General features: G+C 72.0%; 11 protein-coding genes and 1 pseudogene. 4 read left to right on the top strand and 8 right to left on the bottom strand.

The genetic code is table 11. From position 1 onward, the window contains the following. The first annotated feature begins 43 nt into the window (after positions 1–43). On the top strand, positions 44–952 hold the full coding sequence (locus tag ACZ4Z1_RS17710) for an ArsR/SmtB family transcription factor (RefSeq protein ID WP_468487619.1): 909 nt from the start codon (positions 44–46) through the stop codon (positions 950–952). A 69-nt stretch (positions 953–1,021) separates the two neighbouring features. Here the strand turns inward: ACZ4Z1_RS17710 and ACZ4Z1_RS17705 are convergent, their stop codons facing one another. The 3 genes from ACZ4Z1_RS17705 to ACZ4Z1_RS17695 all read right to left on the bottom strand — a co-directional run bounded on the left by ACZ4Z1_RS17705 (position 1,022) and on the right by ACZ4Z1_RS17695 (position 4,213). Next, positions 1,022–1,981 carry a TauD/TfdA dioxygenase family protein gene (locus ACZ4Z1_RS17705; RefSeq protein WP_468487509.1) on the bottom strand — a complete coding sequence of 320 codons (960 nt, stop codon included), beginning with the start codon at positions 1,979–1,981 and terminating at the stop codon, positions 1,022–1,024. Positions 1,982–2,392: 411 nt separating this feature from the next. Beyond that, positions 2,393–2,839: a GNAT family N-acetyltransferase gene (locus ACZ4Z1_RS17700; protein WP_468487508.1), complete on the bottom strand. Its 447-nt coding sequence runs from the start codon at positions 2,837–2,839 to the stop codon at positions 2,393–2,395. 102 nt (positions 2,840–2,941) lie between these two features. Next, a complete protein-coding gene (locus ACZ4Z1_RS17695; protein ID WP_468487507.1) occupies positions 2,942–4,213 on the bottom strand; it encodes a PucR family transcriptional regulator in 1,272 nt (423 codons plus the stop codon). Between the two features lie 100 nt (positions 4,214–4,313). Here ACZ4Z1_RS17695 and ACZ4Z1_RS17690 point away from each other — a divergent pair, with 100 nt between their 5' ends. Further along, positions 4,314–5,195: an SGNH/GDSL hydrolase family protein gene (locus tag ACZ4Z1_RS17690; RefSeq protein WP_468487506.1), complete on the top strand. Its 882-nt coding sequence runs from the start codon at positions 4,314–4,316 to the stop codon at positions 5,193–5,195. Continuing rightward, complete coding sequence (locus ACZ4Z1_RS17685; RefSeq protein ID WP_468487505.1) at positions 5,192–6,100, top strand: poly(ethylene terephthalate) hydrolase family protein; 909 nt, start codon at positions 5,192–5,194, stop codon at positions 6,098–6,100. The genes ACZ4Z1_RS17690 and ACZ4Z1_RS17685 overlap by 4 nt, the downstream gene beginning before the upstream one ends. A gap of 64 nt (positions 6,101–6,164) precedes the next feature. On the opposite strand, the pseudogene ACZ4Z1_RS17680 reads toward ACZ4Z1_RS17685, so the two are convergent. The 4 genes and pseudogenes from ACZ4Z1_RS17680 to ACZ4Z1_RS17665 form a co-directional block, all read right to left on the bottom strand. Beyond that, a pseudogene (locus ACZ4Z1_RS17680) lies at positions 6,165–7,010 on the bottom strand (carbohydrate ABC transporter permease); the annotation flags it as partial. A 6-nt stretch (positions 7,011–7,016) separates the two neighbouring features. After that, positions 7,017–7,931, bottom strand: a complete 915-nt coding sequence (locus ACZ4Z1_RS17675; protein ID WP_468487618.1) for a carbohydrate ABC transporter permease — start codon at positions 7,929–7,931, stop codon at positions 7,017–7,019. Positions 7,932–8,038: 107 nt separating this feature from the next. Then, positions 8,039–9,319: an ABC transporter substrate-binding protein gene (locus ACZ4Z1_RS17670; protein ID WP_468487504.1), complete on the bottom strand. Its 1,281-nt coding sequence runs from the start codon at positions 9,317–9,319 to the stop codon at positions 8,039–8,041. 373 nt (positions 9,320–9,692) lie between these two features. Continuing rightward, complete coding sequence (locus ACZ4Z1_RS17665) at positions 9,693–11,924, bottom strand: FG-GAP repeat domain-containing protein (RefSeq protein WP_468487503.1); 2,232 nt, start codon at positions 11,922–11,924, stop codon at positions 9,693–9,695. Positions 11,925–12,180: 256 nt separating this feature from the next. On the opposite strand from ACZ4Z1_RS17665, the gene ACZ4Z1_RS17660 reads away from it, so the two are divergent. Beyond that, on the top strand, positions 12,181–12,795 hold the full coding sequence (locus ACZ4Z1_RS17660; RefSeq protein ID WP_468487502.1) for a hypothetical protein: 615 nt from the start codon (positions 12,181–12,183) through the stop codon (positions 12,793–12,795). Here the strand turns inward: ACZ4Z1_RS17660 and ACZ4Z1_RS17655 are convergent. Beyond that, complete coding sequence (locus ACZ4Z1_RS17655; RefSeq protein WP_468487501.1) at positions 12,792–12,983, bottom strand: DUF397 domain-containing protein; 192 nt, start codon at positions 12,981–12,983, stop codon at positions 12,792–12,794. The two genes, ACZ4Z1_RS17660 and ACZ4Z1_RS17655, sit on opposite strands and share 4 nt — an antisense overlap.

The raw sequence follows: 12,983 nt of genomic DNA, 5'->3' as shown, positions 1-12,983 counted from the left end.
CGGCGCGGCCTTCGGCAAATGGCGCTCCGAAGCCCGTTGCAGGTTGAATGGTGAAACACGACTGCTGGCGCCACTCGTTCCCACGCGCGGCTATTTTCCGGATTTCCTGACGCCGCCGGAGGGACTGCTCGGCATCGATGAAGGGCTGGAAGCGCTCCGCGCAACCCCGCCCGCCCGACTGCACGCCGAACTTTCGCGGTTGCCCGCGACCCGGCCGCTGCCGTCGTGGCTGCGGGAGCTGAGCGAGGGCGATTCCGCCGCGCTCGGCCGGGTCGCCGGCGCCCTGCGGAGCTATTACGAGAACGCGGTCGCGCCGTACTGGCCGCTGCTCCAGGCCCGTATCGAGGCGGACCGCGCCGCCCGTGGCCGGGCGCTCCTGGACGGCGGCGCGGACCACCTGCTGGCCTCGCTCCCGCCGACGATGCGGTGGCGGCCGCCTGTCCTCGAAGTGGACTACCCGGTGGACCGCGACCTCTTCCTGAACGGCCGGGGGCTGCTCCTGCTGCCGTCGTTCTTCTGTCGTCGCACGCCCGTCACCTTTCACAACCCCGACCTGACGCCCGTCCTGGTCTACCCCCTCGAACACCCCGCGCCCCGCGTCATGCCGACGGTCGCGCCCGGCCACTCGCTGGGCAAGCTCGTCGGACGGACCCGCTCGGCGATCCTGCACGGCGTCGGCGGCGGCTGTACGACCAGCGAGCTGGCGCGGCGCGTCGACGTCTCGCTGGCCTCGGCCAGCCAGCACGCGACGGTGCTGCGCGACGCGGGGCTGTTGCTGACGCTGCGTCATGGCAACGCCGTGCTGCACACGTTGACGCCGTTGGGTGCGGCGCTGCTGCGGGGCGGCCCGGAGGCCGACGTGCGCGGGGTGGACACCCGGGGGCTGGAGATATCGGCGCTGGAGGCGCGGGAGATGGAGGTGCAGGTGCCGGGGGCCGGGGCCGTGCGGTAACGTTCCGGCGCCCGGGGCGGGGGCGGCCCGTGCATCGGAACCGCCCCGGCCGAGCGCCCGCGCCCGGCCTCAGTGCGGCCGGTCGCCCGTGATCGCCACCCGCTCGGCCACCCGGCGCCGCGCCCCGTAATCGTTGACCGCGTAGTGCTGCGTGGCCCGGTTGTCCCAGAAGGCGATGTCACCCGCCTGCCAGCGGAACCGCACCTGGAACTCCGGCACATGCGCCTGCTGGAAGAGCAGCCTCAGCATCCGGTCGCTCGCCTCCCGCTCCCACCCCACGATCCGGGTGGTGAAGGAGGTGTTGACGAACAGCATCCGGCGGCCGGTCTCCGGGTGCCGCCGTACGACCGGGTGCTCCACCGGCGGGAACCGCTCCTGGAACGGCGCCAGCCGCTCGGCGGAGAAGAACCGGGCGAAGCCCGGCAGGAAGTCGTGCACGGCGGTCGCGCCGTCGATACGGTCCCGTACGTCCTGCGGCAGGTTGTCGTACGCGGCCGCCATGTCCGCCCACATGGTGTCACCGCCGAACGGCGGCACCTCGCGCAGTTGCAACACCGCTCCCAGCGCCGGGTGTTCGCGGAACGTCACGTCCGTGTGCCAGACGTTCTCGAAGGTCGGCACCGCGCTGCGGTCGAACCGTACGACGTCCTCGGTGTCCCCCGTCGCCAGCAGCGGATTGGTCTCCAGCTCGCCCCAGTTGCGGGCGAACGCGCGCTGTGCGGCCGAGGTGAGGTGCTGCCCCCGGAAGAACAGCACCTTCCACTCCAGCAGCGCGCGGTTCAACTCCTCGCGCAGTGCCGGGCCGAGGGGGCGGGACAGGTCGAGCCCGCGGATCTCCGCGCCGATGGTGGCGGCCTGCGGGACGACCTCGAAGCGCTCGTACGGCCGGTCCTCCCAGCCTTCGGGGGTGCGGCGGAGAACGCGGGCGCCTTCGTAGAGGCCGTCGGCGGGGATCCGGTGGTCGCGGAGGGCGGGGGAGGGGGAGCGCGGGGTGGGGGCCGGGGCGGTGTGGTCGGCGGTGGCCGTCAAGGGGTCCTCCTGAAGGCGAGGAGTGGACGTGCGGGTAGAGGCACGGCGTTCGTACCGGTGTCCAGGGAAAAGGTTCCCGGGGCTACGGGAACAGGCGCCGCTGCCGTACGGGTGCGGAGCTGCCGCGGCAGTCGGTCGCTGCCGTCGGGAGGGCGTTACGCCCGGGAATCACCGACAGCGGGGAAGAGTGGTGGCCGGGGGAGAACCCACCCGGCCACGGCGGCGCAGAAACGTCATGCCGCGGGGCGCGCACTCGCCGTGGGGGCCGCGGTGCAGCGGCTCCGTCTCACGGAAGGCCGAGTACGTGGTCATGGCACGCACCGTACCTCATGGCCGGCCGGCCCGTCGCCCCCTCTCTACCCCCCGGGACTCTCCGCCCTCAGCCCCTCAGCCCCTCGGCCCGTCAGCTCCTCAGCCCTTCAACTCCTTGTACAGGTACACGTCCGCGTGTCCGCCCGGCATCCCCGGCACGCGCCCGACCTCGGCGTATCCCTGGCGCTCGTAGAATCCCGGCGCCTGGAACGTGTACGAGGACACCGTGGCGCGGTCGCAGCCGCGCCGTACCGCCTCCTGCTCGGCGGCGCGCAGCAGCTTCGCGCCCCAGCCGGCCGCGCGGCTGTCCTCGCGTACCCACAGCAGATGGATCCCGCACAGCCCGCCCCAGGTCCAGGCGCTCAGTCCGCCGATCAACTCGCCCTCCGCGTCCGTCACCCGTACCGAGAATTCGGCCTGCTCGGCGTTGTCCGTCGCGGCGGCGTTGAACGCGTCGAGCTCGCCCTCAAGGCGCTTGTCCAGCCCTGGGTCGTGTGCGCCGACCGCGAGTGCGGCTTCCTGGGCCGGGGTGGTGGCATCGCTCATGCCTGAGTTCTCCCATACGTTCCCGGCGCACCGCCACCGAGTTTCCGCGCCGGCCGCGCACACGCCACCTGCCTACGGGCCGCCCGCCCACGGGCCTTCCGCCTACGGGCCACCCCCTCGCAGGCCACCGGCCCGGCGGGCCGCCAGCGCCGCTTCGAGGAGGCTCATGCCGGTGGCCTTCGTCGGGTCCAGGCCGGTCAGGGCACGGACCCGGCGCAGCCGGTAGTCGACCGTGTTGGGATGGACGTGCAGGGCGGCGGCGCTGGGGCGCCGGCCGCCCAGCCGCAGGTAGCCGATGAGCGTCTCCAGCAGCTCGGGGCTGTTGTCCAGACCGGCGAGCAGGCCGGACAGCCGGTCGCGTGCCGCGCTCGGCCGGGAGAGCTGGTACTCCAGCAGGACGTCGTCCAACTGATAGACACCCGGCGGCCGTTCCGTGGCGAGGACGACGTCGAGCACGTCGCGGGCCAGCGTGGCGGCGTCGCCCACCCCGGCGGGTACGGCGGGGACCGCGGCGGCCGTGACGCCCGCCTCGGCGGCCGCGGCCGCCGCCGACACCAGCTCACGCAGCCACGCCCAGTCCGGCGGCGCCAGCTCACCGGGCGGTACGGGGTGCGGCAGGAGGACCGTCCCGCCGTCCACCGTCAGCGACGACAGCACCGGCCCCCGCATCCGCCGTTCCAGCTCGGCGCGCGCCCGGCGCAGCTTGCGGCGGGCGGCCACCGTCGGGTCGACGCCGTCGGCGTGTTCGTCGGGGTGCCGCCCCAGGGAGACGGCCAGCACCAGGTAGCAGGGCGGCAGCCGTAACCCGGCCCTGGCCGCGATGTCGTCGTCCGGGGCGCCGTCGAGCAGCGCGGACAGCAAGGTGTGCCGGGCGGAGTGCTCGTCACCGGAGATCGTCTGCCGTTCCTCCACGTATCCGGCGGCGACGACGGGGGCGACCAGTTGCAGGTAGCGCAGGGACAGGGAGTGGGCGGCCAGCACGCCGGGGAGATCGTCGGGCCGGGCGTCGGCGACGACCGCGTCCCACACCACCTCCATGCCGATGTGGTACGCGGTGAGCACGAACTCGACGGGGACGCCCTCCTCGGCCCGGCGCGCCGCCGACTCGCGCAGGGCGTGCAGCTCCGCCTCGCCGGGCATGGACCGCGTCCGCAGGATCGTGATGACCGACCGCAGGTTCTGCCGGATCACCCAGCTGATGTCGCCGCCCAGCTCCTCGTCCGGCAGCTGCCGGTAGGCCGGGACACGGGCCACCAGGGCCTGGAGCACCGCGCTGGTCAGGGCGGGCAGGCGCGCGGTCAGCGAGGCGTGGAGGTCGAGGCCGCCGATGCGTATGGCCGGGGGTTCTGGGGAGTCTTCCTTGTCACGCGTCACAGAACGTGGCCGCTTTCTCTGAGATCCGCCCCATGTCGTCGGGGGAAACGGTGCCCCATCATCGTGTCGGTCATCAACCCACGAGTAGCAGGAGAGTGCGATGGTCCGAAGTCCGCGCCGGGCCGGACGCGTTGCCGCGGCGGCCGCCGTGCTGGCCGCGCTCGGCACCCCCACCGCCACGGCGGGCACCGCTTCCACCACGTCCGGCTGGAAACCCCACTACGTCGCGCTCGGCGACTCCTCGGCCGCCGGCCCGCTGATCCCGGCCCAGACCAGCCTCCCGTGCCTGCGTTCGCACCGGAACTGGCCGGCCGTCGCCGCCGCGCGCCTCGGTGCCCGGCTCACCGACGTCACGTGCAGCGGTGCCACCACGGGCGCCCTGGCCGGACGGCAGTTCGGTCTCGTACCGCCGCAGCTGAACGCCCTGCGGGCGGACACGGACCTGGTCACCCTGGTCATCGGCGCCAACGACATCAGCATGGGCACCGCCCTGCCGTCCTGCGTCCGGCCGCTTCCGCGGGTGGCGGGTGTGGGCCGGACGTGCGAGTCGCTCTACACGGCGGGCGGCCGGGACCGGTTGGCCGGGCGGATCACGCGTACGGGCCCCAAGGTCGCCGCCGCACTCGGGCAGATCCACCGCCGTTCCCCGCACGCGAAGGTGTACGTCGTCTCGTACGGCACGTACTTCCAGCCGGGCGGCTGCTGGCCGAAGGAGCCCTTCTGGCCCGGCGACGCGGACTACCTCCAGAACACCTTCGACCGCCTGCACACGATGCTCGCCGAGCGGGCCGCAGCGGGCGGCGCGGGCTACATCGACCTCCGGACGCCCAGTGCCCGGCACGGTGTCTGCGCCGCGAAGGGCGAGAAGTGGATGGAAGGGGTGCTGCCGGGCTCGGCGGCGGCGCCGTACCACCCGAACGGCGCGGGGATGGCGCATGCGGGGGCGACGGTGGCGGACGCGATCGGAGGTACCTCGCTGTGAAGAGCCCGCTCAGCCTGTCGAGACCCCTGCGCGCCCTCGGCGCCCTCCTCGCCGGCTCCCTGGTCACCGCCACGCTGACCCTCGGCGGCACGAGCCCCGCGACGGCGGCCCCTATGGCGGCGGCGCCCACTCCGGCGGCCTCCGGCTGCCCCTCCGTCCACGGTGCCTGGGCGGCCCCTGGCCCGTTCGCCGTCACCGTCGAACCCGCGGGCCCGGCCCACACCGTCTACCGCCCGGCCGGCCTCGGGGGCCTCGGCTGCGGCAAGCACCCGGTGATCGTCTGGGGCAACGGCACCGGCGCTCCCGTACAGGCCTACGGACCGCTGCTGCGGCACCTCGCCTCGCACGGCTTCATCGTCGCCGCCGCCCGTACGACGTGGTCCGGTTCCGGCCGCGAGATGCTGGCGGGCATCGACTTCCTCACCCGGCAGAACGGCACGCCGGGCAGCGTCTACGAGGACAAGGTCGACCTGTCCCGGGTCGGTGCGACCGGGCATTCGCAGGGCGGCGGCGGTGCTCTCGCCGCCGGTGCCGACCCCCGGGTGGACACCACGGTGGCGATCGAGCCCGGCCCGCAGGGCAGTGTGGGCGCACTGCGGGGCCCCGCGCTCTTCCTCGCCGGGCAGTACGACACGGTGGTGGTGCCGTGGCTCCTCGTCCACCCGCGCTACCGGCAGACCACCCACGTCCCCGCGGTCTACGCCGAACTGGCCGGCGCGACGCACCTCACGCCCGCGCTGGACGGCGGCGGGTTCCGCGGGCCGGTCACGGCGTGGTTCAGGGCACAGCTTCTCGGTGACCGGCGGGCCCGTGCCGAATTCTTCGGGGCGCACTGCGGCTACTGCGAGGGCGGCGGCCCGTGGTCGGCCTTCGAACGCAACCCGAAGGCGGCCGGGAGTTCCTGACGGGGCGGGGGGGGGGGGGGGGGGGGGGGGGTGCCCCCCCCCCCCCCCCCCCCCCCCCCCCCCCCCCCGCCACGATGTACCGCTGCAACAGCACGAACACGACCACCAGCGGCGCAATCGAGATCGCGGCGGCGACGAACAGTTCATGCAGGTTGAGGTTCTGCGCCGTGGTGAACGTGGAGAGCGCGACCTGTACCGTCCACGACTCGCGGTCCTGTCCGATGACCAGCGGCCACAGGAACGCGTTCCACGCGCCGATGAAGACGATCGTGCCGACGGCCGCGAAGACGGGCCGCGAGTTGGGCACCACGATCCGCCAGTACGTGCGCCAGTACCCGAGCCCGTCCACCCGCGCCGCGTCCTCCAGCTCCCGGGGGAAGCCCAGGAAGTACTGGCGGAACATGAAGCAGGCGAAGGCGCTGAAGAGGGTCGGGATGATCAGCCCGCGCAGCGTCGAGATCCAGCCGAGCGACGAGACGAGGACGAAGCTGGGGACGAAGGTGACGGCCGCCGGGACCATCAGGGTGCCGAGGACGGCGTAGAAGACGAGGTTCGCGTGCCGGTACGGGATGCGCGCCAGCCCGTACCCGGCCAGCGACGCCAGCAGCACCGTGCCCGCCGTCGTGGAGACCGCGATGAGGGTGGAGTTGAGCAGGGCCCGCGCCATCGGCAGGTTCGGGTCGTCGAAGACCTCGGTCAGGTTGGACCACTGGATCTCGCGCGGGAAGAACGTCCAGTCGGGGGCGGTGATGTCCTGCTCGGTGGCCAGGCCGTTGCGTACGAGGAGGTAGAACGGGACGAGGAACAGGACGGCGAGGACGGTGACGGTCACCGCGCGCAGCGCGCGCCCGGCCCGTACGCGGGGGTCCCGCGGGGCGCCCGGCCGTCCTCGTCCTGTAGGCACGGTCATCGGTGCTCAGTCCTCCTTCCGTCCGAGGCCGAACCAGCGCGCCTGTACGACGGTCGCCACGGCGATGATCAGCGCCAGGATCACCGCGCCCGCGCTGCCCAGGCCGAGGTTCTGCTCCTGCCCGAGCGCGGTGTAGTAGAGGTAGACCAGCGGCGGGCGGGCGTACGGCGGGTAGCCGCGCGCGTCGGACATCAGGTTGTAGAACTCGTCGAACGCCTGGAACGCGTTGATCACCAGCAGCAGGACGACGGCGACCGACGTGGCACGCAGCTGCGGCAGGGTGATGTACCGGAGCGTCTGCCAGCCGGGCCGCGCGCCGTCCACCGCGGCGGCCTCGTACAGGCGCGGTGAGATCCGCTGCAGCCCGGCCAGGAACAGGATCATGAAGAAACCCGCCTGGAGCCACAGCCGTACGGTGACGATCACCAGCCAGTACCAGGGCGGGTCGGTCGTGGACAGCCAGGCGGTCTGGTCCGCGCCGAACCATCCCAGCACGGTGTTGGCGAGCCCGAACCGCACCCCGTTGAAGATCGACAGTTTCCAGATCAGCGCCGCGACCACGTACGAGCACGCGGTCGGCAGGAAGAAGACCGAGCGGAAGAACGCCTGGGCGAAGCGCAGCCGGTTGACCATGAGTGCGAGGCCGAGGGAGAGCACGTACGTCGCCGGCACGATGAACGCCGTGAACAGCAGGAATGTGCCCAGGCTGTTCAGGAAGGCGTCATCGCCCAGCATCGCCGTGTAGTTGTCCAGTCCGACGAAGTCCGTCGGGGTGACCGTGTTGTGGGCGTCGAAGAAGCTGAGGTAGACGCTCCAGGCCAACGGTACGTACGTGAACAGCGCGAGGCCGATCGCGAACGGGCCCACGAACGCCCAGAACCACAGGTTCCGGTTCTGCTGCCCCCGGAGGCGCGCGAGCAGCCCACCGGACCGCGTGCCGCCCGCCTCCGTGCCCCTGCCGGCCGCAGCCCCGGCCCGCGCGCCGGACCCCGGCCCTCCACCGGCCGCAGCTCCGGCCCTCCTCACCCTCACTTCTTCTTCGCCCGCTGCAACTCGGCCTCGACCTTGCGCACCACGTCCTTCAGCTCGCTCTCCGGATTCGCGCCGCCCTTGATGATGCGGTTGAGGGCGTCCTGGTAGGCGGTGCTGCTCGGCGTCGTCCAGAGCAGCGGCTCGGCGTGGCCGTACTCGGTGGCGTACGAGACCGCGTCGGCCGCCGCGCCCTCCTGGAGCTGCTTCGCCTTCTTGGCGAGCGAGGTGCGGGCGGGGATGTGGAAACCGTACGAGAGGGCGAAGTCCTCCTGCTTGTCGGTCCCGTCCACCCACAGCCACTTCACGTACGCCTTGGCCGCCTCCCGGTGCTTGCCCCGGGCGCTGACCGCCGAGCCGTACGCGCCCACCGGGACGGACGGTTTCCCGGCGCCGTCCCTGGGGAACGGCAGCACCCCGAAGTCGTCCCCCAAAGCCTTCTCGACCTGTGGCAGGGCCCACAGCCCCGACCACTGCATGGCCGTCAGCCCCTGTACGAAGGCCGCCGGGTCGGACCAGTCAGTCGGCGCTCCCAGCAGCAACGATTCGTCGGCGTACAGCTGCCGGATCTTCCCGAGCACGCGGGCGGCGGCCGGGTCGTCGAAACCGGCCTTCCCGTCCTCCGTGACCAGACTCAGCCCCGCGGCGAACAGCGGCGTACCGCCCAGCACCGCGGCCCCGCCGTCATTCCCCAGGAACAGCCCCTTGACCTTGTCCTTCCGGTGCCGCGCGGTCAGCGCCTTCGCGGCCTCCACCAACGCGTCGACGCTCCGCGGCGGTTCGACACCCGCCGCCTTCAGCATGCTCTTCCGGTAGAACAACAACTGGGTGTCCACGGTCTGCGGCACCGCCCAGACCTTGTCCTGCCAGGTCTTCGGCGCGAGAACCGCCTGATGGAAGTCGCCCTTCACCGACTCGATCTCCGCCGTCAGGTCCACGACCTGACCACCCTTGATCTGGTCCAGCTTCGGCCCGTTGACCTCGAACACGTCCGGTCCGGAGTCGGTCAGCAGCGCGGCGGCGGTCTGCCGGTCGTAATCGCCGGGCCGCCACTGCACGGTCACCCGCGCCTTGTCGTACGCGGCGGCGTACCGCCGCACGGCCTGCTCGGTACCCGGCTCCCCGTACTGGTGGTACCACTGGCTGAGCTCCGGACCCGAACCCTTGCCGTTGCGTCCGGTGTTGGAACCACAGGCCGCCAGCACGGCGGTCAGGGCCGCACTTCCGGCCACACCTCCGGCCACACCGAGCAGCCGCCGTCTGCCGATACCGCGAGTCATACCGATCGCCCCCTGCGTCGCCCGTCGCCCGTTGCGCGACGGGCGTGATCGTCGTACGGCTGTCGTGCGGCTTCCGGTGATCGACGATCACCGTCCGCCACGGGCGCCCACTCTGCCGCACCGGCGTGAAGAACGCATTGCACCTGCGCGAAACCGGCCGGTGAGCGCGCCGTAAGAGTGAGCACCGGGCGGCGGCCCGGTGTTCCCGGGCCGGGCGAAGACGGCTGCGTCTCTTGACGCGGAGGTGAGCACGTACCGGATGTCCGGCGGCGAGGCCGTCCGAGCGGAACAGGGCCGGGACCCGGCACCCGTGATCTGGGTGCTCCTGGTCCCGGCCCCGGTGGGCACGTGTGCGCCCGTCGCCGCCCGCCCGTCAGGCGATGGTCTCGTGCGACGGCGTCTTGATGCCGGTCAGCTCGCGCGGCGCGAACGGTGCCCGCCAGCTGCCCGTGCCGTGGTAGACGTACGAGCTGCCGTCCGACGTGGAGACGAGCAGGTCGGCGCGGCCGTCGGCGTTGGAGTCGCCGGTGCCGACCAGCTGGCGGTAGCCGCCCCAGCCGGCGCCGATCTTCACGCGGGAGGCGACCTTGCCGTTCCCGGTGCCCAGGTACAGCCACAGGACGCCGGAACGGTCGCGGGCCACCAGGTCTCCGGCGGAGGCACCGGCCACATCACCGACGGCCGTGATGCTGTCGTAGCCGCCCCAGCCGCCGCCGATCTTCTTGCGCGGCGCGAACGGTGCCCGCCAGTTGCCCGTGCCCTGGTAGAGCCAGAGCACGCCGGACCGGTCCCGGGCCAGCAGATCGCCGCGGCCGTCGCCGTTCAGGTCGCTGCCGCCGGTGATCTCGTCGTACGCGTCCCAGCCGGCGCCGGCCTTCAGCCGCCGGTCGAAGGTGCCGTCCCCCTTGCCGAGGTAGAGCCACAGCACGCCTGCCGCGTCCCGCGCCACCACGTCACCGGCGGAGCCACCGGCCACGTCGCCGACGGCGACGACCTTGTCGTAGATGTTCCAGCCCCGGCCGGCCGATTTCGACTCCGTGGCTTCGAGGTGCAGCGAGCCCCACGAAGAGTGGTAGGTGTCCTGGAGCGACAGGTTGCCCGCCGAGTCGCGGAGGAGCACGTCCGGCGAACCGTTGTCGGTGTAGTCGTGCGGAGCGGGCTTGCGGCGGACGGTGAACTTGCCGTTCAGATCCAGGTCGGGGCCGATTCCGTTGTTGGGCCTGGCGGTGAGCTGCCAGGTGTAGTCACCATTGGGCGCGGCCGTGGTGTCGCTCTCGGAGCCGAGCAGACCGTCCCACTCCACGTCCAGGGACCTCGGCCCCGGGCCCCTGTCCATCGTGGGCAAGTCGATGAAGCGTTCCCTGCCGGACGCGGTGTGGCGCAGCGTGATGTACACGGAGGCATTGCGCCGCGAAAGCTGCCAGTGTGCCCACCAGCTACCGCGGCTCAGGTCGGCAACGGCGGGTACGGAAGAGCCGAGGAGGGTGAGCTTGGTCGGCTCTCCGGTGCTCGCGACGAGCTCGGTGACGGGTGCGCCCTTGGCCCCGGCGGAGATCCGGTAGAGGCCCTCGCCCTGCTCGACGGAGCCGCCCATCACCAGCAGGTCGCCCTCGGGCGTGGGTGTCGTGGAGGTGGCGTGGTCCAGCACCTTGTGCTCAGGGCCGCCGATGAAGTTGGCGTAGAAGGCCGAGGCATGCGCGGCGTACCCTTCGTACACCTGGTCCGCTTTTCCGTACAGCACCCAGTTGCCGACCAGGCCCACCATGGTGCCGTAGACGCCGTACAGCTCCCTGTTCCACGGCCGCCTTTCCGGCCCACGCTGCGCGACGCTGACGCTGACGCGCTTGTCACCGCTGTGGAGGGCTCCGATCGAGGCCATGTGCGTCGGGGACAGGGCGGCGCCGGCCGAGTCGCCGGTCATCAGCCCACGGTTGTCGCTGACCTTCGCGGTGGCCAGGTCGACCACCGCGAAGTCATTGCTCTCGAAGGGCTCCGACATCCCGGCGAACCGCACCAGAGCCGAGCCCGGTGTCCCGGCCACCGCCGCGATCCTCTGCGTCTTCTCCGGCAGCCCGGTGATCTTCCGGTCGGTGGGTTTGCCGTCCACGATCCCGAGGACGTGGGCTTCCTCGGTGTCCTTCAGGTGCTTGACCGCGATCACCCAGGGCCCGACCGCCCCTTTGTACTCGTAGCCGTACGTGTCGAGGTCCACGAGGGCGGACGACCCCGAGGCCATGTCCCGCAGAGTGATCTTGTGAGACGCGGTGATGGTGGTGTTGTCGCCCACCGCCACCACATCGGACGCGGAACCGTGCGTGATGTCCTGCGTGTGCCGGCCGCTGTCCTGGCCCACCTCGGTCGTCGTTCCGTCGGCGTAACGCGTCCACCGGAGGGTGTTCTTCGGGTCGACGGAGAGGAAGCCGGTGGTGCCGGCGCTCACGATCTCCGACCCCGGCGTGATCCTCAGAACCGGCTTCGCGGGGGCGGCGGCAGCGGGGGACGCGAGCGCCCCTCCGCTCACCGTGAGCCCGAGCGCGACGGCTCCGCCCACGATCTGCCGGAACGGCCGGGACCGTCTCGGCCCCGGCGCGGGTGAACGTTTCATGTGCCCTCCAGGCAAGGCGCGGCGCGGAGCGCCACGGTGCGCGACGGAGGGCAGGAAGAGGCCATTCCTCTCCCGACCGACTAAATGTACGAGCCCCCCAAGTTCCGGCAAATCCTAACAACCGGTAGGTCACAGGCTTACAGGGTGTAAGGCGTAGGGCCGGGGAAGGGCGTCGCGCCGCCGGACACCGGCAAAAGGGGAAGCGCCCGCGCCGACGGCCGACGAGAATGAATCTGTGCTGATCATGGATGCTGTCATGGAGACCCACGACGCCGTGGACTTCACCCTGTGGCCCGCCGCCGCGCCGCGCGCGGACCGTCTTCTGGTGCTCTCCGGTGAAATGTCACTTCGGCAAGTCGGTACGGCGATGGCGGTCCTGACCAGCGGCCACGAGGAGGACAACGAGGCCCCGGCCGCGAGCCAGGACCCGGACGCCGAAGCCGTGGCCCGGCGCTTGGTGCACCTGCTCAGCGTCGACCTCGCGACAGCGCCGGGCGGCATCCGCCTGAAGGACACCACGACCGGCACCGTGATCGCCCCGGGCTGCTGCTTCGGCCTGGAGAACTGGCGCGACTGGTACGACCTCATGGACGGCGAGGAACTGTGGCTCGGCCACGGCACCGTGGCACATGTCGAGCACGAGGGGGCATCCGTCAGGGTGTGGCCCGACACGGCGGCCTCGGCGAAGAGCCCCGTCGAGCTTCCCCTGACCGAACTGCCGGCCCTGCTCCGGGGCGTGCACGACGACCTCAAGGGTTTCCTCGCCCGCGCCGAACAGTGGGTTCACGGCCACGCTCCCGCGCTGACCGCCGCCGTGCTCGCGAAGCTGGACGAGGACCTGTGCGGTGGTGCTCCGCTGGGGCGCCTCTAGGCGCCGAGGCTGCCGTCGGCGACGGCGTCCCGGAAGGTCGTCCAGGCGGTGGGGGAGAGGCGGATCATGGGGCCGGTGGGGTGTTTTGAGTCGCGTATGGCGATGGTGTGGGGGTGGTTGGTGGCTACTTCGACGCACTCGCGTTCTTCGTTGCTGTAGCTGGACTTGCGGAAGGCGTAGGAGGGCAT

It is taken from the genome of Streptomyces sp. NPDC030165, from assembly GCF_055573595.1.
The sequence above is the reverse complement of the archived record's forward strand: the minus strand, read 5'-3'. Positions and strand labels throughout refer to the sequence as shown.

Coding starts and splice junctions, on each gene's coding strand:
- ACZ4Z1_RS17700 (WP_468487508.1), bottom strand. CDS start 2,839: ATGAGCGATGCCACCACCCCGGCCCAGGAAGCCGCACTCGCGGTCGGC.
- ACZ4Z1_RS17690 (WP_468487506.1), top strand. CDS start 4,314: ATGGTCCGAAGTCCGCGCCGGGCCGGACGCGTTGCCGCGGCGGCCGCC.
- ACZ4Z1_RS17670 (WP_468487504.1), bottom strand. CDS start 9,319: ATGACTCGCGGTATCGGCAGACGGCGGCTGCTCGGTGTGGCCGGAGGT.
- ACZ4Z1_RS17665 (WP_468487503.1), bottom strand. CDS start 11,924: ATGAAACGTTCACCCGCGCCGGGGCCGAGACGGTCCCGGCCGTTCCGG.
- ACZ4Z1_RS17660 (WP_468487502.1), top strand. CDS start 12,181: ATGGAGACCCACGACGCCGTGGACTTCACCCTGTGGCCCGCCGCCGCG.
- ACZ4Z1_RS17655 (WP_468487501.1), bottom strand. CDS start 12,983: ATGCCCTCCTACGCCTTCCGCAAGTCCAGCTACAGCAACGAAGAACGC.